We start from the raw sequence: 20940 nt of genomic DNA, 5'->3' as shown, positions 1-20940 counted from the left end.
TTCGACGCAGAACGAACGATCCGTGCCTGCATTACGCGGATAGAAGACGCATGCGACCAGATTTTGCTTGCATAAGCGTATAAGGATATCTTTATACGACCTATGACACTGACCGCTGACCAGACTGTAGAAGCCCTGCGCGCCGCCGGCGAACCGACCCGCCTGCGCGTCCTGTCCCTGCTGGCTGCGGAAGAGCTTTCGGTGATGGAGCTGTCGCGCGTTCTGGACCAGAGCCAGCCGCGCGTCTCGCGCCATCTGAAGCTGATGGCGGACGCCGGGCTGATCGAGCGATTCCCCGACGGCGCGCGTGTCTTCTACCGCCTGTCGCACGACGCCCTGTCGCGGCGTCTGATCGACACCGTGCTGGACCTGCTGGACGACGGCGAGGGCGAGGCCGACCATCGCCGTCTGGACGAGGTGCGCAAGGAGCGCGCCATCGACGCCGCCCGCTACTTCGAACAGATCGCGCCTCAGTGGGACCAGATGCGCAGCCTCTATGTCTGCGAAAGCGCCGTCGAGGCGGCGGTTGAGCGCGCCGCCGGCTCCGGTCCGTTCGAGCGCGTGGTCGATCTAGGCACCGGCTCGGGCCGGATGCTGACCCTGTTCGGCAAGAAGGCGAAGATGTCGGTCGGCCTCGACCTGTCGCAGAACATGCTGAACATCGCCCGCGCCAACGTCTCCAAGGCCGGGCTGGACAAGGTCGAGCTGCGCCACGGCGACATCTTCTCGACCCGCCTGCCGCACGAAAGCGCCGATCTGGTGATCGTCCATCAGGTGCTGCACTATCTCGCCGATCCGGCCGCCGCCGTGGCCGAGGCTGCGCGTCTGGTCATGCCGGGCGGCAAGCTGCTGATCGTCGACTTCGCGCCCCACAAGTTCGAACATCTGCGCGAGGCGCACCAGCACCGCCGCCTGGGCTTCGCCGACTCCGAAATCCGCGAATGGCTGACCAAGGCGGGCCTGACGCCCTCGGCGCCCATCGCCCTGCCGCCCGACACGGAAGGCCTGACCGTTCACATCTGGACCGGCGAACGCGCCGCGAGCCCTGCCCGAAAGACCGCCTGATGGCCCCCTCATCCCTCGCTGAAGCCCGCGCCCTGCTGCTGTCGCCGCTGGGCCCGGTGGCCCGCGCCGGTTCGAACCGCAGCGCCGTCAACGTCTCCTTCGAGTTCTTTCCGCCCAAGTCTGACGAGGCAGAGGCCAATCTGTGGAAGGCGATCCGGCGGCTGGAGCCGCTGAACCCGGCCTTCGTCTCGGTCACCTATGGCGCGGGCGGCTCGACGCGCGAACGCACCCACCGCACCGTCCAGCGCATCATCAGCGAGACCACCCTGCACCCCGCCGCCCACCTGACCTGCGTCGAGGCCAGCCGCGACGAGGTCGATGAGGTCATCGAGGGCTACAAGGCCATCGGCGTCGATCACATCGTCGCCCTGCGCGGCGATCCGCCCGGCGGAGACGGCATCGGCGGCGCCTATGCCCCGCGCGCCGACGGCTACGCCAACGCCACCGAACTGACCGCCGCCATCAGCCGCGTCGGCGGCTTCGACATCACCGTCGGCGCCTATCCTGAGCGCCACCCGGAAAGCCCATCGATCGATCACGACATTGATGTCCTGAAGGCCAAGGTCGACGCGGGCGCCACGCGCGCGGTGACCCAGTTCTTCTTCGATATCGAGGCCTTCCTGCGCTTCCGCGACCGGGTGCGGGCGGCGGGCGTGACCATCCCCCTGATCCCGGGCGTCATGCCGGTGTCCAACTTCAAGGGCCTGAGCCGGATGAGCGCCGCCTGCGGCGCCAGCATCCCCGACTGGCTGGCGGCCCACTTCGACGGGCTGGACGACGACCCGGAGACGCGCAAGCTGCTGGCCGCCTCCATCGCCGCCGAGACCTGCGCGCGGCTGCAGGAAGAGGGCTTCTCGGACTTCCACTTCTACACCCTGAACCGCGCCGAGCTGGTCTATGCGATCTGCCGGGTGCTGGGCGTGCGTGAAACCAAGGCTGTTGCGTAAATGACCTCCCCCCTCACCCGTCCCGAACGGATCGCCGCCCTGCACGCGGCGGCCAGGGAACGCATCCTCGTCCTCGACGGCTCGTGGGGCGTGATGATCCAGCGGCGCGGGCTGGAGGAAGCCGACTTCCGCGGCGACCGCTTCGTCGCGGCCAACGGCTATGACGAAAAGCACCAGATGAAGGGGAACAACGACATCCTCTGCATCACCCGCCCCGACATTATTTCCGACCTGCACGACCAGTATTACGGCGCGGGCGCGGACATCAGCGAGACCAACACCTTCTCCGGCACGGTGCTGGCTCAGGACGACTATCATCTGGACGCCCAGGCCGTCTGGGACATCAATCTGGAAGGCGCCAGGCTGGCCCGCGCCGCCGCCGACCGCTGGACGGAGAAGGAACCGCACAAGCCGCGCTTCGCCGCCGGCTCCATCGGCCCGCTGACCAAGATGCTGTCCATGTCCTCGGACGTGAACGATCCCGGCGCGCGCAGCGTCACCTTCGATCAGGTCTATGAGGCCTATCGTCATCAGGTGAAGGCCCTGAATGAGGGCGGCGTCGACCTCTATCTGATCGAAACCATCACCGACACGCTGAACTGCAAGGCCTGTATCAAGGCCATCAAGGACCTTGAGGACGAGGGCCTGCCCGCCCTGCCCATCTGGATTTCCGGCACCATCACCGACCGTTCGGGCCGGACGCTGTCGGGCCAGACCGCCGAGGCCTTCTGGAACTCCGTGCGCCACGCCAAGCCCTTCGCCGTCGGTTTCAACTGCGCCCTGGGCGCCGACCTGATGCGGCCCTTCATCGCCGAGTTGAGCCGCGTGGCCGACACCCTGGTCGCCGCCTATCCCAACGCCGGCCTGCCCAACGCCATGGGCCAGTACGACGAACAGCCCCACGAAACCGCCCACTTCATCGAGGAATGGGCCGCCTCGGGCCTGGTCAACATCGTCGGCGGCTGCTGCGGCACGACCCCCGACCACATCAGGCACGTCGCCGAAGAAGTCGCGCCGCTGAAACCGCGCGAAATCCCCGAGCGCCCCGTGGCCATGCGGTTGGCGGGCCTGGAGCCGTTCGAGCTGGTGGCGTGAGCAGTCCGTTGTTGCTGGCCCGGGCATACGAGGCCGATTGCGCCGAGCGCTTCGTCGAAGCCGGAAACCTCTACTGGCGGGCATTTGAGGCTGGCGAGCCCTTTGATGTGCCGACGACGCTCCGCGCCCTCTTCATATTCTTCGACAGCACCGACCCCGGCGTGGGGCCAGGCAATGGACTATCGAATGACGAGATGGATGCCGCGCGGCAGCGTTTCCACGTCATGCTCGATCGCTTGCGAGCGTTAGGGCACGAAGATGACGCCGAGGTCTGGCGCAACTGGATCGGCCAACTCGGCATGGATTGGGAGTACGAACTTCCGTCCGACGCCATGGAACAATTCGTACTCCGTGGCAGCCGCGAGGCCGCGTGGCGTCTAGCGGCTGACGGTGATCGAAGCGGGGCCGTTGTGGATCTGGCTTCGAGCCTAAGGGCCGAGCTAGCCGGCGAGACAACTTTCCGAGCCGCCTACATTCTTCATATGCTTCGCAAATTGCCGGTAAACTGATGCGTCCCATCTTCATCAACGTCGGCGAGCGGACCAATGTCACCGGCTCGGCCAAGTTCCGCAAACTGATCGTCGATGGCGACTACGCCGCCGCCCTCGATGTCGCCCGCCAGCAGGTCGAGGCGGGCGCGGCCATCATCGACATCAACATGGACGAGGGCCTGCTGGACGGCGCCGTCGCCATGCGCACCTTCCTCAACCTGATCGCGGCCGAGCCCGACATCGCCCGCGTGCCGGTGATGATCGACAGCTCCAAGTGGGAGGTCATCGAGGCGGGCCTGAAGTGCGTTCAGGGCAAGCCGATCGTCAACTCGATCTCGATGAAGGAGGGCGAGGCCGCCTTCCGCGAGCACGCGATCAAGTGCCTGCGCTACGGCGCCGCCGTCGTGGTCATGGCCTTCGACGAGGTGGGTCAGGCCGACACCGCCGCGCGCAAGATCGAGATCTGCACCCGCGCCTACAACATCCTGGTCAACGAGGTCGGCTTCCCGCCCGAAGACATCATCTTCGACCCCAATATCTTCGCCGTGGCGACGGGGATCGAGGAGCACGACAACTACGCCGTCGACTTCATCGAGGCGGTCCGGGCCATCAAGGCGACCCTGCCCCACGCCCGCGTCTCGGGAGGCGTGTCGAACGTCTCGTTCAGCTTCCGCGGCAACGAGCCGGTGCGCCGGGCCATCCACAGCGTATTCCTGTACCACGCCATCAACGCCGGCATGGACATGGGAATCGTCAACGCCGGCGACCTGCCGGTCTATGACGACATCGACGCCGAACTGCGCGAGGCGGTCGAGGACGTGATCCTGAACCGGCCGCAGCGGACAAACGTGTCCAACACCGAGCGGCTGGTCGACATGGCCCCCCGCTACAAGGGCGAAAAGGGCGCGGCCAAGGTCGTGGACCTGAAGTGGCGCGACGCCCCGGTCGCCAAGCGCATTGAACACGCCCTGGTCCACGGCATCACCGACTATATCGTCGAGGACACGGAGGAAGCCCGTCAGGCGTCCGAACGCCCGCTGCACGTCATCGAAGGCCCCTTGATGGACGGCATGAACGTGGTCGGCGACCTGTTCGGCTCGGGCCGGATGTTCCTGCCCCAGGTGGTGAAGTCGGCGCGGGTGATGAAGCAGGCCGTCGCCCATCTGGAGCCCTTCATGGAGGCCGAAAAGGCAGGTCAGGAGCGGCAGGCCGCAGGCAAGATTCTGATGGCCACGGTCAAGGGCGACGTCCACGATATCGGCAAGAACATCGTCGGCGTCGTGCTTCAGTGCAACAATTACGAGGTCGTCGACCTGGGCGTCATGGTCCCGGCCGACCGCATCCTGGACGCCGCCATCGAGCACAAGGTCGACATCATCGGCCTGTCGGGCCTGATCACGCCGTCGCTGGACGAAATGACCTTCGTCGCCGCCGAGATGGAGCGGCGCGGCTTCGACATTCCCTTGCTGATCGGAGGCGCAACGACCAGCCGCACCCATACGGCGGTGAAGATCGAACCGGCCTATCGCAAGGGCTCGACCACCTATGTCATCGACGCCAGCCGGGCGGTCGGCGTGGTGTCGGGCCTGCTGTCCCCCACCGACAAGGCCAAGAACGAGGCGGCCACCCGCGACGAATACATCCGCATTCGCGAGCAATACGCCCGCGGCCAGGAAGTGAAGGCCCGCGCCACCATCCAACAGGCGCGCGACAACCGCTGGCGACCTGATGAGGCGCAGAACCCTGCCCCGGCGCCCTCCTTCCTCGGCGTGCGCGCCTATGAGGCGTGGGATCTTCAGGATCTGGCCGACCACATCGACTGGACGCCCTTCTTCGCCAGTTGGGAGCTGATCGGCCGTTATCCGCTGATCCTGGAAGACGAAATCGTCGGCGAGGCCGCCCGCGACCTGTTCCGCGACGCGCAAGGAATGCTGAAGCGCATCGTCGAAGAGAAATGGTTCACCGCCAAGGGCGTCGTAGGCTTCTGGCCCGCCAACGCCCGCGACGACGACGTGGTGGTCTGGACCGACGAAACCCGGACGACCGAAGCCGCCCGCTTCCACGGCCTACGTCAGCAGATCAAGAAGTCCAACGGCAAGCCGAACCTGTGCCTGTCCGACTTCGTGGCCGAGGACGGCGCCGACTATCTGGGCGCCTTCGCCGTCACCGCCGGTCACGGCGAACTGGAAAAGGCCGCCGAGTTCAAGGCGGCGGGCGACGACTATTCCGCCATCATGGCCACGGCCCTGGCCGACCGCCTGGCCGAAGCCTTCGCCGAGCGTCTGCACAAGGAGGTCCGCACCCAGTTGTGGGGCTATGTCCCCGACGAACAGACCTCGGTGCAGGATCTGATCGAGGAAAAGTATCAGGGCATCCGCCCCGCTCCCGGCTATCCGGCCCAGCCCGACCACACGGAGAAGGCCACCCTGTTCCGCCTGCTGGACGCAGGCGCCAACGCCGGGATGGAGTTGACGGAATCCTTCGCCATGTCGCCCCCGGCCTCGGTCAGCGGCCTCTACTTCGGCCATCCGGGCAGCCACTATTTCGGCGTCGGCAAGATCGACCGCGATCAGGTCGAGGACTACGCCGCCCGCAAGGGCTGGGACGTGGAGACGGCCGAGCGCTGGCTGGCGCCGATCCTGAACTACGACCCCGACGCTGTCGCACGGAACGACGCGGCCTAGGCGGCAGGCCTTTCGCCGTGCGCCTGCTGTTCGGCGCAGCCTGCGACGAGGAAGTCCAGCAGCATACGCACGGACGGCAGAAGGCCGCGTCGCGACGGGAAGACGGCGTGGACGATCCACTTCTTCGGTCGCCAGTCCGGCAGCAGGTCGACTAGTTTCCCGGCGTCCAGATCGCGGGCGACGGCCACCGTCGGCAGCAGGGCCACGCCCAGACCATGAACTGCGCCTTCGTGCAGCATGTGCAGGTCGTCGGTCACAAGACGCGGCGCGTGTCGCACCGAGGCCGTCATGCCTTCGACGTGATGCAGCGCCCAGACGTGGTCACGGTGCGCCGGGCCGAAGTCGAGGCTGGGCCAGCCCGCCAGATCGGCCGGGCCGGTCGGCCGTCCCATGCGGGCGATCAGGTCCGGACTGGCGACCAGACGATGCACGCTCTCGTCCAGCTTGCGCATGACCAGATCGGTTTGTTCCAGCGGCGGCTCGCGGACGCGGATCGCCAGGTCGAAGCCCTCGCCGATGACGTCCACCCGGCGACTGGTGCTGTGCAACTGCACGTCCAGATCGGGAAACAGGGCCATGAAGCGGACGATCAGACTGCTCATCTGATAGGTCAGCAGACCCGGCGCGCAGGCGACGCGGATCGTGCCGCACGGCTCGGACCGGGCGCCGTCGATCAAGGCCTGCGCCGCCTCGGCCTCGATCAGCATGGCCAGACAGTGCTGATAATAGGCCAGCCCGATCTCTGTGACCGAGAATTTGCGTGATGAGCGCTGGATCAGCCGCGTGCCCAACTGGTCTTCCAGCGCGGCGATGCGGCGGCTGAGCTTGGACTTCTGCATGCCCAGCGCTCGCGCCGCCGGAGCGAAGCCGTGGTGATCCACCACCTGCACGAAATAATAGAGGTCGTTGAGGTCTCTCATCGTCCTATTGATAGAACGCAGCGAGGCGATTTCGCAATCTGCCCGCCTCATCGTTTCGCAGGCATAAGGTCTTCAACGCGATCGGCCTCTTCTTCTGACGGCCGGTCCATCGAATGGAGACAAGACCATGAAGAAGGTTCTGGGCCGTTACGGCAACGACCGCGGCCATTGGGTCGGCGACGGTTTCCCCGTCCGTTCGCTGTTTTCCTACAACGCCGCAGGCAAACAGGTCAGCCCCTTCCTGCTGCTCGACTACGCCGGTCCGTACAACTTCGAGCCGACGACCGAGCGGCGCGGCGTGGGCCAGCATCCGCACCGCGGCTTCGAGACCGTGACCATCGTCTATGACGGCGAGGTCGAGCATCGCGACTCGACCGGCCAGGGCGGGATCATCGGCCCCGGCGACGTCCAGTGGATGACGGCGGGCGGCGGCATCCTGCACGAGGAGTTCCACTCCCCGGCCTTCTCGCGCACCGGCGGCCCGTTCCGCATGGTTCAGCTGTGGGTCAACCTGCCCGCCAAGGACAAGATGACCCGTCCCGGCTACCAGTCGATCCTGAACGCCGACATTCCGACCGTTTCCCTGCCGGACGACGCAGGCACGGCCCGGATCATCGCGGGCGCGATGGACGGCTCGAAAGGCCCGGCCAGCACCTTCACGCCCATCAATGTGTGGGACGTGCGGTTGAACCGGGACGCCGAGACGACGCTGGACCTGCCCGAAGGCCATACGGCCATGGTGGTGGTTCTGTCAGGCCATGTCACCGTCAACGGCGACCAGCCGGCCGGCGCCGCCGAGGCCCTGCTGCTGGACCGCAAGGGCGACAGCGTCACCCTGAGCGCCGATGCGGACACGACCCTGCTGATCCTGACCGGAGAGCCGATCGACGAGCCCATCGTCGGCTACGGCCCCTTCGTGATGAACAGCGAGGACGAGATTCGCACCGCTATCACGGACTTCAACAGCGGCCGCTTCGGCGACATCCCCGCCGCCGCGTGACAGACTGAACAACAGGCGGCCCGGCAATGACCGGGTCGCCGCCCATTCGAGGAAAGAGCCATGATCGAACTCATCATCGACCAGCGCCGCAAGGATCTCGGTGGCTTCGAGGTCGGCCGCGTCCTGCCCTTCGCCAAGCGTCGCGCGGTCGGTCCCTTCGTCTTCTTCGACCACATGGGGCCGGTGGACATGCCCGCTGGCATCCCCAAGACGGTCGACGTGCGACCGCACCCGCACATCGGCATCTCGACCCTGACCTATCTGTTCGACGGCGAGATCACCCACCGCGACAGCCTGGGCGTCCAGCAGGATATCCGCCCGGCCGAGGTCAACTGGATGACCGCAGGCAGCGGCGTCACCCACTCCGAGCGGTTCGAGCGCGCCCGCATGGAGGGGCTGCGGCTGGAGGGCATTCAGGCCTGGCTGGCCTTGCCGGACGGTCAGGAAGAGGTCGATCCGTCCTTCCAGCACGTCGGCTCCAGCGACCTGCCGACCTGGATTGAAAGGGGCGTGAAGGGCCGTCTGGTGGCGGGCGAGACCATGGGCATGAAGGCCGGAGTCAGCACCTTCTCGCCCCTGCACTACATGCACCTTGAGATGGAGCCGGGCGCCCGGTTCCAGACGCCGACGGATCACGCCGAAAGCGCCGTCTATGTGGTCCAGGGCATGGTCGAGATCGACGAGGGCCGCCCTGTCGGCCCCGGTCAGATGGCCGTGCTTGAAAAGGGCCTGCCCTCCATCATCGTGGCGCAGCAGCCGACCACCCTGATGGTGCTGGGCGGCGAGCCGGTGGGCGAGCGCTTCATCGAATGGAACTTCGTGTCGTCTTCGAAGGAGCGGATCGAGCAGGCCAAGGCCGACTGGCGCGCCGGTCGCATGAAACTGCCCGACATGGACGATCAGGAATTCATCCCCCTGCCCCCCGATCGGACGCCGCCCCCGCCCATGTCCTGACCGGAACTGGGAGCTAGGGACAAGGCCGACGCAGTATCCCCTGCGTCGGCTTTTCCTATGCGACGGCCGGCGCAGCAGGCGGCTCGTCGGCGTCCGTATCCTCTTCTCCGCGCGACACCACGGCGGCGACGACCAGGTCGCCCGTGACGTTCAGCGAGGTCCGGCACATGTCCAGGAAGCGGTCGACGCCCAGGATCAGGCCGATCCCTTCCGGCGGCACCCCCACCATGGCCAGGATCATGGCGATGACCGGCAAGGAGCCGGCGGGCACCCCTGCCGTGCCGACGCCGCCCAGGATGCAGACCAGCATGACGATCACCTGCTGGCCCAGCGTCAGGTCGACGCCGAAGAACTGGGCCAGGAACAGCACCGTCACCCCCTCGAACAGGGCCGTGCCGTTCTGGTTGGCGGTGGCGCCGACAGTCAGGACGAAGCGGGCGATCTTGCGCGGCAGACCCAGATTCTGCTCGGCCACGCGCAGCGACACGGGCAGGCTGGCGTTGGACGAGGCGGTGGAGAAGGACACCACCATGGCCTCGCGGATGTCGCGGAAGAACTTCAGCGGCGACATGCCCCCCATCAGCCAGATCACCAGCGGATAGACCACGAACATATGGATCGCCATGGCCCCCACGGCTACGGCTACGAACGCGCCCAGGCGGATCAGCAGCTCCCAGCCGAACAGGGCCGCCAGGTTGAACATCAGGCAGGCGATGGCGATCGGGGCGATGCGGATGACGAGGTTGATGAGCTTCATCATCACCTCGAACAGCCCCTCGATGGTCTGTTGCAGCCGGTCCGTGGCCGGGCTCTTGGTCATGACCAGGCCGACGCCGAAGAACAGGGCGAAGACCATCACCGGCAAAATCTGGTTCTCGGCCGCCGCCGTGAAGACGTTGGACGGGATCAGCTCCAGAAAGAAGTCGCCCGCCTGCACCGACTTGGGCGCATTGCCGACGATGGAGGCCGCGCCCGCGCGCCCCTGATCCAGCAGTTGTTGCGCCAGAGCCGGATCAACCCCGTCGCCGGGCCGGAAGACGTTGACCATGACCATGCCGATCAGCACGGCCACGGCGGAAATGAAGACGGTGAAGCCCAGGCTCTTGGAGCCCGCCCGGCCCAGAGCCTTCAGGTCGCCCATCTCGGCCACCCCGATGACCAGGGCCGAGAACAGCAGCGGCAGAACCAGCATGAACAGCAGACGCAGGAAGATCTGCCCGGCCGGTCCTGTGATGTTGGAGGTCAGCCACTGCACCCAACCGACGTCCCCTCCGACGGTCAGATTGACGATGAGCCCGCCCGTGAGACCGACCAGAAACCCGATCAGCATCAACATATGGAGCGGCAGTCCGCGCTTGGCTTTGATCTCCATCCGATCCCTTCCCCTATTCCCTCACCCCCTTGGACTAACGGACAGGAAGGCCATAGATCAACCCACTGGGCCGTGACGACCATTGAGCATTCAATCCGCGCTCCAGATCCAGAGACGACTGTGAGCCCAGGTTCCGATTGAATATCTCGCCGTAATTTCCGCCAGCAGAAACAGCGTCTTTCGCCCATGTTCTCGACAGATCGAGGCTCGGGCCGAAGTCACCTTCGTCGCCGAGCAGACGACGGACTCTAGGGTCTGCGGAATTCTTATCCATGTCTGCGGCATTTGCACGCGTCACGCCCAATTCCTCGGCCAAAATCAGAGCGTTGAGCGTCCAGCGAATAACCGCCGTCCAGCGGTCGTCGCCGCTACGCACCACGGGCCCCAGCGGCTCCTTGGAGATAACGTCCGGCAGAATGACGTGCTGCTGCGGGTTCGGCAGGGTCGTGCGCGCCGCCGCCAGGGCCGAGATGTCGGCGGTGAAGGCGTCGCATTCCTCGCGCGCATAGGCTTGGCGCGCCTCGCCTTCGGTGGCGACCACGACGGGGCGATACTCGATGCCCCTGCGGCGGAAATAGTCCTCGACATTCAGCTCAGTGGTCGAGCCGGACTGAACGCAGATGCGAGCGCCGTTCAGTTCGGCCGCGCTGCTCAGATTGAGCGCGCGGCGCACCATGAAGCCCTGGCCGTCGTAGTAGTTGATCCCGGCGAAACTGAGCTGCGCGCCCGTATCCCGGCTCATGGTCCAGGAGGTGTTGCGCCACAGCACGTCCACGCGCCCGTCGCGCAGGGCCTCGAACCGCTGTTCCGTCGTCAACGGCACGAAGCGCACGGCGTCAGGATCGCCGAAGATGGCGGCCGCCGTAGCGCGGCAGAAGTCGACGTCAAAACCGCGCCAGGCGCCACGATTGTCAGTATAGGCGAAACCGACCAGCCCCTCGTGCACGCCGCAGTTCAAGCGACCGCGCTGGCGCACCGCCGCCAGGGTCGGGCTGGACTTCGTCTCGGTCGCGGCGGTCGGCGCCTGGCGTGAAGGTTCGCGCGGCTCCGGCGCCTGCGGCTCAGCCGATCTCTGACAGGCGCCTGTCGCCAGGGTCAGCATCGCCGCCACGCCTGCTGTCGCTCGCCATCTCCGCATCCGATCCACCGCTCCGTCTTGCGCCCCGGAACAGTTTAGAGCCCTCTAGGCCCCGAACCGCAACCCGCCGGAGCCTTCATGCCGCCCATTTCCGACCGAACCCGGCTGATCGCCGGCGCCACCCGGCGCGGCCAGGGCCGTCGCCCGGTCAATCCTCCTGTGGAGCGCGCCTCCACCATGCTCAGCGACGATCCGGCCCGGATGCAAGATGCGTCGGACGGCCCCGTCTATGGCCTCGACGGCACGAGCGCGGCGCGCGAGCTGCGCGCCCTGCTGGCCCAGATGGAGGGCGGGACCGACGCCTTCCTGGTCCCCTCGGGCCTGGCGGCCGTGACCGTGCCCCTGACCGCCCTGCTGCGTCCCGGCGACGAGGTGCTGACCACCGACGCCGTCTATGGACCCACGCGCCGTTTCCTGACCCGCCACCTCGCCGCGCGCGGGATCACCGCCCGGTTCCACCCCGCCGACGCCTCGACCGAGGCCGTTCTGACCGCCATCACCCCGCGCACCCGACTTCTGCTGATCGAAGCGCCCGCCTCTCTGACCTTCGAGATCGCAGACGCCCCCGCCCTGGCCGCCGCCTGTCGCGAACGCGGCGTCCTGACGGTCATGGACAACACCTGGGCGGCGGGGCTGGCCTTCCGTCCGCTGGCGCATGGCCTCGACGTCAGCGTCCAGGCCCTGACCAAATACGTCGGCGGCCATTCCGACCTGCTGATGGGCGGGATCGCCGCCGGCGCGCCGTCCGTCCTACGCGCCATCGCAAACACCATCGAGGACATGGGCTGGCACGTCTCGCCCGACGACGCCTGGCTGGCGCTGCGCGGCGTCCGCACCCTGCCCCTGCGCTACGAGGCCCAGGCGCGCTCGGCCCTGACGGTGGCGCAGTGGCTGCAAGCCCAGCCGGAAGTCGCCGACGTCCTGTATCCGCCCCTGCCCGGTTCGGTCGGACACGACCTGTGGCGGCGCGACTTCGACGGCGCGGCCTCCCTGATGGGCGTGGTCATGAAGGGCGGCGACACAGCGGCGGCCCACGCCCTCATGCGCGCGCTCGGCCTGTTCGGCATGGGGTATTCCTGGGGCGGCTTCGAGAGCCTGATCACCCACGAAACGCCGCAACTGGCCCATCGGCAGCATGCGCCCGACCTGTCCGGCCAGTTGCTGCGTCTACATATCGGGCTGGAAGATCCCGCCGACCTGATCGGCGATCTTGAGAAGGGATTGAAGGCATGGCGCGCCCTGCAGGACTCGAACCTGCAACCGTCCGCTTAGAAGGCGGGTGCTCTATCCGGTTGAGCTAAGGGCGCAAAGGGCCGCAGTTCGGACTTAGTGCGTCCAGGACTGCTTGCGGTTAGTAGCGAAGTTGTCGGCGTAGGCCTTGATGATGACCGGCGCCTCGTTCGGCTCGTGCAGACGGAAGGCGATGCCGTGGCGTTCGGCGTATTCGACCGCCTCTTCCTTGGTGTCGAAGGACAGGCGGACCTGGCCGTTCATGTCGGTCGAGCTGGTCCAACCCATCAGCGGATCGATGGTGCGAGCCGAGGCCGGCTCGAACTCCAGGCGCCAGTCGCGCGTCTTGGCCTTGCCGGACTGCATCGCGGTCTTGGCCGGGCGATAGATGCGAGCGAGCATGGACGGAATCCTTCGGACGGGGAACTCGCGGGGTGCATACCCCGCCGCCGCCGCCCGGTCCAGACGCCGCAAGACTTCATCAGACCGCCTGGATCAGGCGGCGAGCGTAGAAGAGCCGGCGTCAATCCAGCGGCGTGCGGCGCGCTGGGCCTCGGCGATCTCGTCGTGCTCCATCTCCTGGCTGATGTCGCGTCGGTATTCCCGCGCCTCGATCGAGCCCTTCATGGAGGCCAGGTTGAAGATCATATGGGCCGACACCCGATCGATCGGGCATCCGTCCAGTCCCGCCGAATAGGCCAGACCCAGACGGAACAGGGCGTCGCCGTCCATGTCGGGCGTGGGCAAGGGCAAGGTGTCGCGCGCCTGGGGCGCTTGATCGTCATGCAGCGGATTCATCAGCAATCCTCCCCCGCGGCGTCGTTCTGACCCCGCTATCGGACACGCATTCAAGTATCGTTGGTTTGAAATTAGCGTTAACGCGCTCAAGCCCCACGCAGCGCGGCCCTTGTCCGCATGCGGACGCAAGCTGACAGGCCGGTTCAGCGACGGTTCATTCGACCAGCGTGAAAGTCGACGCCAGACAGGGATTTCGCTTCTTGAATGGAGTTGCCAAATGAACCGCCTGACCAAGGCCGCCGTCGTCGCGCTCGCCCTGGCGACCACAGCCGCCCCCATGATGGCCCAGGCGCAGGATCATCGCGGCGACCGCCGCGAGTGGCGCCATGATCGCCGCGACGACCACCGTGAGCGACGTCATGATCGACGCGAGGACCGCCGTGAGTGGCGCGAAGACCGCCGCGAGTGGCGTGAGGACCGCCGCGAATGGCGTCAGGACCATCGTCGTTACGACCGCTGGAGCCGTGACAACCATAACTGGTGGCGCGGGCGGCCCGAGTTCCGCGACTATCGCGGCGCCCGCAACGGCTACTGGTATGCGCCGGGACACGGCTATTATCGGGTCGAGCCTCGCTATTACGGCTATCGCTGGCGCACGGGCGCCTACCTGCCGCCCGCCTATCGCTCCTACTACGTCAACGACCCCTATTTTTATAATCTGAGACCGGCTCCGCGCGGCTATCGCTACGTCCATGCCGGCAACGACATCCTGCTGATCGCCGTCGCCACAGGCCTGATCGCCAGCGTGTTGAGCGACGTCTATTAAGGCGCGCTGGACCAAGGTATCGCTTCGCCCCGCAAGGCTCTGTCTTGCGGGGGCTTTTTCATGACAATGCTCTGTGATCGACGTTCAGCAGCAGTTCATGGCCCAACGTCCATTCTGTCCGTAAGCCGTCCAAATTCGGACGTGCGAGGACTTCGACCATGAAACGCTCGCTTCTCATGTTCGCGGCGGCCGCCAGCTTCCTCGTGCCCGCCGCAGCCCCCATGGCTGTTCTGGCCCAGGATCGGCCGCAGGCGCGCGAGGACGGTCCGCGTCGTCCTGATCGCGGCCAACCTCAGCGCCAGCACCGCGACGCCGACCGCCCGCGCCAGGAAGGCCCGCGCCCGGAACGCCGGCCCGATGGGCAGCGCCCTCAGCGACCGGAGCACAGGCCAGAGCAGCGAACGGACTGGAACCGCCCCGATCGTCCCAACCGACCGGACTGGCCACAACGCCCGGATCGGCCGGACCGGCCTCAGAGACCCGATCAACCGCGGCCTGACAGGCCCAATCGCCCTGACCGGCCCGACGGGCATCATCCCGACCGCCCCGACTGGAATCGACCGGACAATCATCGTCCAGATCGCCCTCAACGCCCGGATCGACCCGACTGGAACCGGCCGAATCGACCGGATTCACATCGCCCGGACCGTCCCGATCGCCCGGACAGGAACAGGCCCGGCCGCCCAGACGCCCACCGTCCGCACCGACCGGATCGTCAAGGCCATTGGAACCGGGATCGCGACTATCGCGAGTTTCACAACCGCTGGAACCGCGACCAGTGGCGCCGCGACTGGGATCGCCGTCATCGCAGCGACTGGTGGCGCCATGACCAGCGCTTCCGCAGCTGGAACGGCGTGCGCATCGGCTTCTATTTCGCGCCCGGCTACGGCTACTACAGCGTGCCGCGCACCTATTGGAACCGGCAGTACTATGTCGGCCAGTATCTGCCGGACGTCTTCTGGCGCTATCAGGTGAACGACTGGCGCACCTACGGCCTGGGCTATCCGCCTCCGGGCACGCGGTGGGTCTATGTCGACAACGCGATCTATCTCATCGACGACTACGACGGCTACATCATCGAAGTCGTCCGTGACGCCTGGCGCTGGTAGCGCAAAACAGGAAGGCCCCGGAGAGCGATCTCCGGGGCCTTTTTTCGTGCTGCGGTCAGAAGGCTCCGACGCAGTCCTCCGTCGCTCAAGCAGCGAGCGACCGCGTCGCGAGCGTTAGCGACCAGCCGGGGGTTTGGGGGCCGCAGCCCCCCAGCATCAAAGCCCCAGCTTTGATTTAAGGATGTCGTTCACCGCGGCCGGGTTGGCCTTGCCGCCGGTGGCCTTCATGACCTGGCCGACGAACCAGCCGATGGCCTGGGGCTTCTCGGCGACAGCGGCGGCCTTGTCCGGGTTGGCGGCGATGATCTCGTCCACCGCCTTCTCGATGGCGCCGGTGTCCGTGACCTGCTTCAGGCCGTGCTTCTCGACCACCTCGGCGGGGCTGCCCTCGCCGTTCCAGACGTAGTCGAAGACTTCCTTGGCGATCTTGGACGAGATGACGTTCGTCTCGATCAGTTCGACCAGCTGGGCCACATGGGCGGCGGGCAGCGGGTTGTCGCTGAAGTCCTTGCCGTCGGCGGCCAGGCGGGCCGAGACCTCGTTCGTCACCCAGTTGGAGACCAGCTTGGCGTCGCGACCCTTGGCGGCGGCCTCGAAATAGTCGGCCTTGGCCTGCTCCGAGATCAGCACGCCCGCGTCGTATTGCGACAGGCCGTATTCGCTCATGAAGCGGCGACGCTTGTCGTCCGGCAGTTCCGGCAGGCTGGCCTTGATGTCATCGATCCAGGCCTGTTCCAGCACCAGCGGCAACAGGTCGGGGTCGGGGAAGTAGCGATAGTCCTGCGCCTCTTCCTTGGAGCGCATGGAGCGGGTCTCGCCCTTCGCCGCGTCGAACAGGCGGGTCTCCTGCGTGATCGAACCGCCGTCTTCGAGGATCTCGATCTGGCGGCGCGCCTCATACTGGATCGCCTGAGAAATGAAGCGGAAGCTGTTGACGTTCTTGATCTCGCAGCGTGTGCCCAGGAAGCTGAAGTCGCCCGTTTCCTTGAACTTGTCATAGTTCCCGGCGCGGCAGACCGACACGTTCACGTCGGCGCGCAGGTTGCCCTTCTCCATGTCGCCGTCGCAGGTGCCGAGGTAGATCAGGATGGTCCGGATCTTCTTGACGTAGGCGACCGCCTCTTCCGGCGTGCGGATGTCTGGGCGCGAGACGATCTCCATCAGAGCCGTGCCCGCCCGGTTCAGGTCGACGTAGGATTCGGTCGGCGACAGGTCGTGGATCAGCTTGCCCGCGTCCTGTTCCAGGTGCAGGCGCTCGATGCCGACGTTGAAGAAGCTGCCGTCCTCAGCCTCCACCTCGACCACGCCTTCGCCCACGAGGGGGTGATACAGCTGGCTGATCTGATAACCGGTCGGCAGGTCGGGATAGAAGTAGTTCTTGCGGTCGAACTGGCTCTTCAGATTGATCTGGGCGCGCAGGCCCAGGCCCGACTTCACCGCCTGCTCGACGCAATACTTGTTCAGGGTCGGCAGCATGCCGGGGAAGCCCGCGTCGACCAGCGACACCTGCTCGTTCGGCCCGGCGCCGAAGCCGACCGCCGCGCCCGAGAACAGCTTGGCGTTCGAGGCGACCTGGGCGTGGATCTCCAGACCCATGACGATTTCCCAGGCGCCCGTGCGGCCTTGGATCAGTTTGGAGTTCTCAGTCATGCTCACCACCAACGGTCCGGCTTGGCGACGAAGCCCGCCGCGTCTTCGAGGGCGCCCGCCACCTGGAAGACGGTCGCCTCGTCCAGGGCCTTGCCGATGACCTGCAGGCCCAGCGGCAGGCCGTCGGCGCTGAGGCCGGCGGGGACCGAGATGCCCGGCAGGCCGGCCAGGTTGGTCGTCACCGTGAAGACGTCGTTCAGATACATGGTCAGGGGGTCGATCTGCTTGTCGCCGATGGCGAAGGCGGCCGACGGCGTGGACGGCGTCAGGATGGCGTCCACCTGGCCCCAGACATTGTCGAAGTCCTGGGCGATGCGGCGACGCACCTTCAGCGCCTTGACGTAATAGGCGTCGTAAAAGCCCGCCGACAGCACATAGGCGCCGATGGTCAGGCGACGCTGGACCTCCTTGCCGAAACCCTCGGCGCGCGAGGTCGCATAGAGGTCGTCCAGAGAGGTGAACTGCTCGGCGCGGTGGCCGAAGCGCATGCCGTCATAGCGCGCCAGGTTCGACGACGCCTCGGCCGGGGCCACGATGTAGTAGGTCGGCAGGGCGTATTTGGTGTGCGGCAGGCTGATCTCGACGATCTCGCAGCCGGCGGCCTTCAGCCACGCGACGCCCTGCTCCCACAGCTTCTGGATCTCGGCGGGCATGCCGTCGAGGACGTATTCCTTGGGCACGCCGATGCGCAGCCCCTTGACCGACTGGCCGACCGACTGGGTCCAGTCGGGGGTCGGGACGTCCAGGCTGGTCGAATCCTTGGCGTCGAACGAGCACATGGAGTTCAGCAGCAGGGCCGAATCCTTGACCGTCTTGGCGATCGGCCCGGCCTGATCCAGCGAACTGGCGAAGGCGACCATGCCGTAGCGGCTGGCGCGGCCGTAAGTCGGCTTGATGCCCACGGTGCCGGTGAAGGCGGCGGGCTGGCGGATCGAGCCGCCGGTGTCGGACGCGGTCGCAGCCAGGCACAGGTCCGCCGCCACGGCCGAGGCCGAACCGCCGGACGAGCCGCCCGGCGTCAGATCGGCGTTCGAGCCCTTGGACTTCCACGGGTTCTTCACCGGGCCGAAGGCCGAGGTTTCGTTGGACGAGCCCATGGCGAATTCGTCCATGTTCAGCTTGCCCAGCATGACCGCCCCGTCGCGCCACAGATTGGCGGTGACGGTCGATTCATACGGCGGGACGAAGCCGCGCAGCATGTTGGAGCCGGCGGTCGTCTGCACGCCCTCGGTGCAGAACAGATCCTTGATGCCCAGCGGCGCGCCTTCCAGCGCCCCGCCCTCGCCCTTGGCCAGACGGGCGTCGGACGCGCGCGCCTTTTCCAGCGCCTTGTCCGCCGTCACCTCGACATAGGCGTTCAGCGTCGGGTTCGAGGCTTCGATGTTGGTCAGGAAGGCCTTGGTCAGTTCTTCGGACGAGAAGGTCTTGGCCTTCAGGCCGTCGACGGCGTCGGCCAGCGTCAGCTTGGTCAGATCGGTCATGACTTACTCCACGACCTTGGGCACGACGAAGAAGCCGTCGGCGGACTTGGGCGCGTTGGACAGGACGTCGGCGACCCTGTCGCCGTCCGTCACCACGTCATCGCGCAGGCGAAGCGGTTGAGACACGTTGGAGGTCATCGGCTCGACGCCCTGCACGTCCACCTCGTCCAGCTGTTCGATCCACTTCAGGATGCCGTTCAGCTCCTGGGCCAGCGGCTCCAGGCGGTCCTCGGGGGTCTTGATGCGGGCGAGATGCGCAACCTTGCGCACCGTCGCGGCGTCGATGGCCATGCGGCCCTCCAAAGCATGAGAGTCTAAGGGGTCGGGATTAGCGTTTCGCCGCCGCTTCGACAAGGATTTGGGTGCAGGCGCGAAATGAGCTTGGCCGTTGCGGCCAAACGCCCCCTATCGAAGGCCGTGGCGGCGCCTAAGTATGAAGCGCAGATCACAGGAGACGCGACCATGAAGATCACCGGCCCCCAAGTCCGCGCCGCGCGCGCCCTGGTGCAATGGCCGCGCGACCATGTGGCCCGCCTGTCCGGCCTGACGGCGGACGCCCTGGCCGACTTCGAGCGCGAAAACGTCGATCCCGGCGACGAGGCCCGCAGCCGCCTTCAGGCTGCGCTGGAGGAAGGCGGCGCCGTCTTCCTGCACGAAGAAGACGGCGGCCTGGGCGTGCGGCTGAAGTTCACCCGCAAGGAAGTGCGCTCGATCCGCAACCTGGAGAACGAAGGCGGGCCGGTCGGGGACGACGACGTGTGAGGCACTCTCCCTCGCCGCTCATCCCGGCGGAGGGAAAGGGCCCCACGCTTTGACACGCGCGCCCGCAGGGCCTAACGCGCCCTCGTGCCTGTCTTTGACCTTTCCGAACTGCCCGCCGCCTGCCCGCCCAACACCCCGTGGCTGGGTCTGGATCTGGGCGAGAACACCATCGGCGTCAGCGTGTCCGACACCGGCCGTATCATCGCCAGCCCGCTGGAGCTGATCCGCAAGACCAAGTTCAGCCAGGACGCCGAACAACTGTTCAGGATCATGGACGGCCGCAAGGTCTCGGCCCTGGTCATCGGCCTGCCGCTGAACATGGACGGCACCGAAGGACCGCGCGCCCAGTCGTGCCGCGCCTTCGCCCGCAATCTGGAGCGGTTCCGGCCAGTCAACGTCGCCTTTCAGGACGAGCGCCTGTCGACCACCGCCGTCGAGCGTTTCCTGATCGACGAACTGGACCTAACGCGAAAGCGCCGCGCCGATGTGGTGGACCGCACCGCCGCCGCATGGATCCTGCAAGGCGCGCTGGACCGGCTGCGCGGCTGAGATGGCGGCCATTCTCGCGGGCGTCCTGCCGGTCTTCCTGCTGCTGGCGCTCGGCTATGGCCTGAAGAAGTCGCACTATCTGCCCGACGCCGCCTGGCGGCCGATCGAGAAGCTGGCCATCAATGTCCTCTATCCCGGCTTCCTGATCCCGGCGATCTGGAACGCGGACCTGTCGGGCTCAGCTGCAGGCGCGGCGGGCGCCGCCGCAGTGACCGTGTCCATCATCATTTCAACCCTGACCTTGCTGTCCAAGCCCCTGCTGCCCCTCAGCGGCCCGGCCTACACCAGCGTCTTTCAGGGCATGATCCGCTGGAACAGCTTCGTCTTCCTGCCGGTCGTACAGGCGACCTTCGGACCTGCGGGAGTGGGTCTGGCCGCCGTGGTCATCGCCGCAATGATCCCGGTCAGCAACATCCTCAGCGTCGTCGTCCTGGCCAAATGGGGCGCGGACCAGCGGGGCGCCTCGCCCAGGGCCCTGTTCCGGGCGATGATGTCCAACCCCATCCTGCTGGCCTGTCTGCTGGGACTGGCGCTGAACTTCTCGGGCGCGCCGCAGCCGCCGGGGGTAAGCGAGACGCTGCAACTGTTGGGATCAGCCGCCCTGCCGCTGGGTCTGATCGTGGCGGGCGCAGGGCTCAGCTTCCGCGAACTGGCGCGCACCCGCGTCACGGTCGGCGCCGTGGTCGTGGTCAAGATGATCGTGACGCCGCTGGCCATGTGGCAGCTGGCGCGCCTGTACGGCGGCGATGAGCTGGCGCAGGGAATCGCCCTGCTGTGCGGCGCGGCGCCCGGCGCCGCCTCCGCCTATGTGCTGGCGCGACAGATGGGCGGAGACGCGCCGTTGATGGCCGGGATCATCGCGGCGACGACGGTATTCTCCGTGATCGGCATTCCAATGGCGCTGCTGCTATTCCATCTGGCCTGAGTCC

At 66.7% G+C, this 20940-nt stretch carries 21 protein-coding genes and 1 tRNA gene; 13 read left to right on the top strand and 9 right to left on the bottom strand.

Going from position 1 to position 20940, the window contains the following annotated elements; translation table 11 throughout:
• Positions 1-102 precede the first annotated feature (102 nt).
• From B3D50_RS03090 to metH, 5 genes are read left to right on the top strand one after another with little or no spacing between them, the layout of a single operon-like run.
• The gene (locus B3D50_RS03090; RefSeq protein WP_286949369.1) at positions 103-1065 is read left to right on the top strand and encodes an ArsR/SmtB family transcription factor; all 963 of its coding nucleotides are present in this window, start codon (positions 103-105) and stop codon (positions 1063-1065) included.
• The gene (gene metF / locus B3D50_RS03085; protein ID WP_286949368.1) at positions 1065-2012 is read left to right on the top strand and encodes a methylenetetrahydrofolate reductase [NAD(P)H]; all 948 of its coding nucleotides are present in this window, start codon (positions 1065-1067) and stop codon (positions 2010-2012) included. Before B3D50_RS03090 ends, metF begins: the two co-directional genes overlap by 1 nt.
• Positions 2013-3107: a homocysteine S-methyltransferase family protein gene (locus B3D50_RS03080; RefSeq protein ID WP_286949367.1), complete on the top strand. Its 1095-nt coding sequence runs from the start codon at positions 2013-2015 to the stop codon at positions 3105-3107.
• Between the two features lie 8 nt (positions 3108-3115).
• Positions 3116-3616, top strand: a complete 501-nt coding sequence (locus B3D50_RS03075; protein WP_286949366.1) for a hypothetical protein — start codon at positions 3116-3118, stop codon at positions 3614-3616.
• The gene (gene metH / locus B3D50_RS03070) at positions 3616-6282 is read left to right on the top strand and encodes a methionine synthase (protein ID WP_286949365.1); all 2667 of its coding nucleotides are present in this window, start codon (positions 3616-3618) and stop codon (positions 6280-6282) included. Before B3D50_RS03075 ends, metH begins: the two co-directional genes overlap by 1 nt.
• Here the strand turns inward: metH and B3D50_RS03065 are convergent.
• Complete coding sequence (locus B3D50_RS03065; protein WP_286949364.1) at positions 6279-7202, bottom strand: LysR substrate-binding domain-containing protein; 924 nt, start codon at positions 7200-7202, stop codon at positions 6279-6281. The genes metH and B3D50_RS03065 overlap by 4 nt on opposite strands.
• A gap of 127 nt (positions 7203-7329) precedes the next feature.
• On the opposite strand from B3D50_RS03065, the gene B3D50_RS03060 reads away from it, so the two are divergent.
• On the top strand, positions 7330-8202 hold the full coding sequence (locus tag B3D50_RS03060) for a pirin family protein (RefSeq protein ID WP_286949363.1): 873 nt from the start codon (positions 7330-7332) through the stop codon (positions 8200-8202).
• Between the two features lie 60 nt (positions 8203-8262).
• On the top strand, positions 8263-9156 hold the full coding sequence (locus tag B3D50_RS03055; RefSeq protein ID WP_286949362.1) for a pirin family protein: 894 nt from the start codon (positions 8263-8265) through the stop codon (positions 9154-9156).
• A gap of 55 nt (positions 9157-9211) precedes the next feature.
• Here the strand turns inward: B3D50_RS03055 and B3D50_RS03050 are convergent, their stop codons facing one another.
• Together B3D50_RS03050 and B3D50_RS03045 are read right to left on the bottom strand one after the other, a co-directional pair.
• Positions 9212-10528 carry a dicarboxylate/amino acid:cation symporter gene (locus tag B3D50_RS03050; protein ID WP_286949361.1) on the bottom strand — a complete coding sequence of 439 codons (1317 nt, stop codon included), beginning with the start codon at positions 10526-10528 and terminating at the stop codon, positions 9212-9214.
• A gap of 34 nt (positions 10529-10562) precedes the next feature.
• Positions 10563-11666 (bottom strand): amino acid ABC transporter substrate-binding protein, encoded by a 1104-nt coding sequence (locus tag B3D50_RS03045; RefSeq protein WP_286949360.1) that lies wholly within the window; start codon positions 11664-11666, stop codon positions 10563-10565.
• A gap of 78 nt (positions 11667-11744) precedes the next feature.
• Between B3D50_RS03045 and metC the strand changes: the two genes are divergently transcribed.
• A complete protein-coding gene (gene metC / locus B3D50_RS03040; RefSeq protein ID WP_286949383.1) occupies positions 11745-12938 on the top strand; it encodes a cystathionine beta-lyase in 1194 nt (397 codons plus the stop codon).
• Here metC and B3D50_RS03035 read toward each other — a convergent pair.
• From B3D50_RS03035 to B3D50_RS03025, 3 genes are all read right to left on the bottom strand, one after another.
• Positions 12897-12973 (bottom strand) — tRNA-Arg (locus B3D50_RS03035). The two genes, metC and B3D50_RS03035, sit on opposite strands and share 42 nt — an antisense overlap.
• A gap of 19 nt (positions 12974-12992) precedes the next feature.
• On the bottom strand, positions 12993-13298 hold the full coding sequence (locus B3D50_RS03030; protein WP_003164660.1) for an ETC complex I subunit: 306 nt from the start codon (positions 13296-13298) through the stop codon (positions 12993-12995).
• A 93-nt stretch (positions 13299-13391) separates the two neighbouring features.
• On the bottom strand, positions 13392-13694 hold the full coding sequence (locus tag B3D50_RS03025) for a hypothetical protein (protein WP_003164659.1): 303 nt from the start codon (positions 13692-13694) through the stop codon (positions 13392-13394).
• 217 nt (positions 13695-13911) lie between these two features.
• On the opposite strand from B3D50_RS03025, the gene B3D50_RS03020 reads away from it, so the two are divergent.
• Both B3D50_RS03020 and B3D50_RS03015 read left to right on the top strand, forming a co-directional pair.
• Positions 13912-14460, top strand: coding sequence for an RcnB family protein (locus B3D50_RS03020; RefSeq protein ID WP_286949359.1), 549 nt, complete (start codon positions 13912-13914; stop codon positions 14458-14460).
• Positions 14461-14618: 158 nt separating this feature from the next.
• Positions 14619-15569, top strand: coding sequence for an RcnB family protein (locus tag B3D50_RS03015; protein WP_286949358.1), 951 nt, complete (start codon positions 14619-14621; stop codon positions 15567-15569).
• 156 nt (positions 15570-15725) lie between these two features.
• Here B3D50_RS03015 and gatB read toward each other — a convergent pair whose 3' ends face one another.
• Genes gatB through gatC form a run of 3 tightly spaced genes read right to left on the bottom strand, consistent with a single transcriptional unit; the run spans position 15726 to position 18991 of the window.
• Positions 15726-17219 (bottom strand): Asp-tRNA(Asn)/Glu-tRNA(Gln) amidotransferase subunit GatB, encoded by a 1494-nt coding sequence (gatB, locus tag B3D50_RS03010; protein ID WP_286949357.1) that lies wholly within the window; start codon positions 17217-17219, stop codon positions 15726-15728.
• 2 nt (positions 17220-17221) lie between these two features.
• Positions 17222-18700: an Asp-tRNA(Asn)/Glu-tRNA(Gln) amidotransferase subunit GatA gene (gene gatA / locus B3D50_RS03005; protein WP_286949355.1), complete on the bottom strand. Its 1479-nt coding sequence runs from the start codon at positions 18698-18700 to the stop codon at positions 17222-17224.
• Positions 18701-18703: 3 nt separating this feature from the next.
• Positions 18704-18991, bottom strand: a complete 288-nt coding sequence (gene gatC, locus B3D50_RS03000) for an Asp-tRNA(Asn)/Glu-tRNA(Gln) amidotransferase subunit GatC (RefSeq protein WP_286949353.1) — start codon at positions 18989-18991, stop codon at positions 18704-18706.
• A 171-nt stretch (positions 18992-19162) separates the two neighbouring features.
• Between gatC and B3D50_RS02995 the strand changes: the two genes are divergently transcribed.
• The 3 genes from B3D50_RS02995 to B3D50_RS02985 all read left to right on the top strand — a co-directional run bounded on the left by B3D50_RS02995 (position 19163) and on the right by B3D50_RS02985 (position 20936).
• The gene (locus tag B3D50_RS02995; protein ID WP_286949352.1) at positions 19163-19462 is read left to right on the top strand and encodes a DNA-binding protein; all 300 of its coding nucleotides are present in this window, start codon (positions 19163-19165) and stop codon (positions 19460-19462) included.
• An 84-nt stretch (positions 19463-19546) separates the two neighbouring features.
• A complete protein-coding gene (gene ruvX / locus B3D50_RS02990; RefSeq protein WP_286949350.1) occupies positions 19547-20011 on the top strand; it encodes a Holliday junction resolvase RuvX in 465 nt (154 codons plus the stop codon).
• Position 20012: 1 nt separating this feature from the next.
• Positions 20013-20936 (top strand): AEC family transporter, encoded by a 924-nt coding sequence (locus B3D50_RS02985; protein ID WP_286949349.1) that lies wholly within the window; start codon positions 20013-20015, stop codon positions 20934-20936.
• The last annotated feature ends 4 nt before the right edge of the window (positions 20937-20940 follow it).

The organism is Brevundimonas sp. UBA7507, from assembly GCF_002478355.1.
Taxonomy (GTDB): Bacteria; Pseudomonadota; Alphaproteobacteria; order Caulobacterales; family Caulobacteraceae; genus Brevundimonas; species Brevundimonas diminuta_D.
The sequence above is the reverse complement of the archived record's forward strand: the minus strand, read 5'-3'. Positions and strand labels throughout refer to the sequence as shown.

Bases quoted from the DNA above. Each gene is read 5' to 3' on its own strand.
- B3D50_RS03090 (WP_286949369.1), top strand. From the start codon at position 103: ATGACACTGACCGCTGACCAGACTGTAGAAGCCCTGCGCGCCGCCGGC.
- metF (WP_286949368.1), top strand. From the start codon at position 1,065: ATGGCCCCCTCATCCCTCGCTGAAGCCCGCGCCCTGCTGCTGTCGCCG.
- B3D50_RS03080 (WP_286949367.1), top strand. From the start codon at position 2,013: ATGACCTCCCCCCTCACCCGTCCCGAACGGATCGCCGCCCTGCACGCG.
- metH (WP_286949365.1), top strand. From the start codon at position 3,616: ATGCGTCCCATCTTCATCAACGTCGGCGAGCGGACCAATGTCACCGGC.
- B3D50_RS03065 (WP_286949364.1), bottom strand. From the start codon at position 7,202: ATGAGAGACCTCAACGACCTCTATTATTTCGTGCAGGTGGTGGATCAC.
- B3D50_RS03060 (WP_286949363.1), top strand. From the start codon at position 7,330: ATGAAGAAGGTTCTGGGCCGTTACGGCAACGACCGCGGCCATTGGGTC.
- B3D50_RS03055 (WP_286949362.1), top strand. From the start codon at position 8,263: ATGATCGAACTCATCATCGACCAGCGCCGCAAGGATCTCGGTGGCTTC.
- B3D50_RS03050 (WP_286949361.1), bottom strand. From the start codon at position 10,528: ATGGAGATCAAAGCCAAGCGCGGACTGCCGCTCCATATGTTGATGCTG.
- B3D50_RS03045 (WP_286949360.1), bottom strand. From the start codon at position 11,666: ATGCGGAGATGGCGAGCGACAGCAGGCGTGGCGGCGATGCTGACCCTG.
- metC (WP_286949383.1), top strand. From the start codon at position 11,745: ATGCCGCCCATTTCCGACCGAACCCGGCTGATCGCCGGCGCCACCCGG.
- B3D50_RS03030 (WP_003164660.1), bottom strand. From the start codon at position 13,298: ATGCTCGCTCGCATCTATCGCCCGGCCAAGACCGCGATGCAGTCCGGC.
- B3D50_RS03025 (WP_003164659.1), bottom strand. From the start codon at position 13,694: ATGAATCCGCTGCATGACGATCAAGCGCCCCAGGCGCGCGACACCTTG.
- B3D50_RS03020 (WP_286949359.1), top strand. From the start codon at position 13,912: ATGAACCGCCTGACCAAGGCCGCCGTCGTCGCGCTCGCCCTGGCGACC.
- B3D50_RS03015 (WP_286949358.1), top strand. From the start codon at position 14,619: ATGAAACGCTCGCTTCTCATGTTCGCGGCGGCCGCCAGCTTCCTCGTG.
- gatB (WP_286949357.1), bottom strand. From the start codon at position 17,219: ATGACTGAGAACTCCAAACTGATCCAAGGCCGCACGGGCGCCTGGGAA.
- gatA (WP_286949355.1), bottom strand. From the start codon at position 18,700: ATGACCGATCTGACCAAGCTGACGCTGGCCGACGCCGTCGACGGCCTG.
- gatC (WP_286949353.1), bottom strand. From the start codon at position 18,991: ATGGCCATCGACGCCGCGACGGTGCGCAAGGTTGCGCATCTCGCCCGC.
- B3D50_RS02995 (WP_286949352.1), top strand. From the start codon at position 19,163: ATGAAGATCACCGGCCCCCAAGTCCGCGCCGCGCGCGCCCTGGTGCAA.
- B3D50_RS02985 (WP_286949349.1), top strand. From the start codon at position 20,013: ATGGCGGCCATTCTCGCGGGCGTCCTGCCGGTCTTCCTGCTGCTGGCG.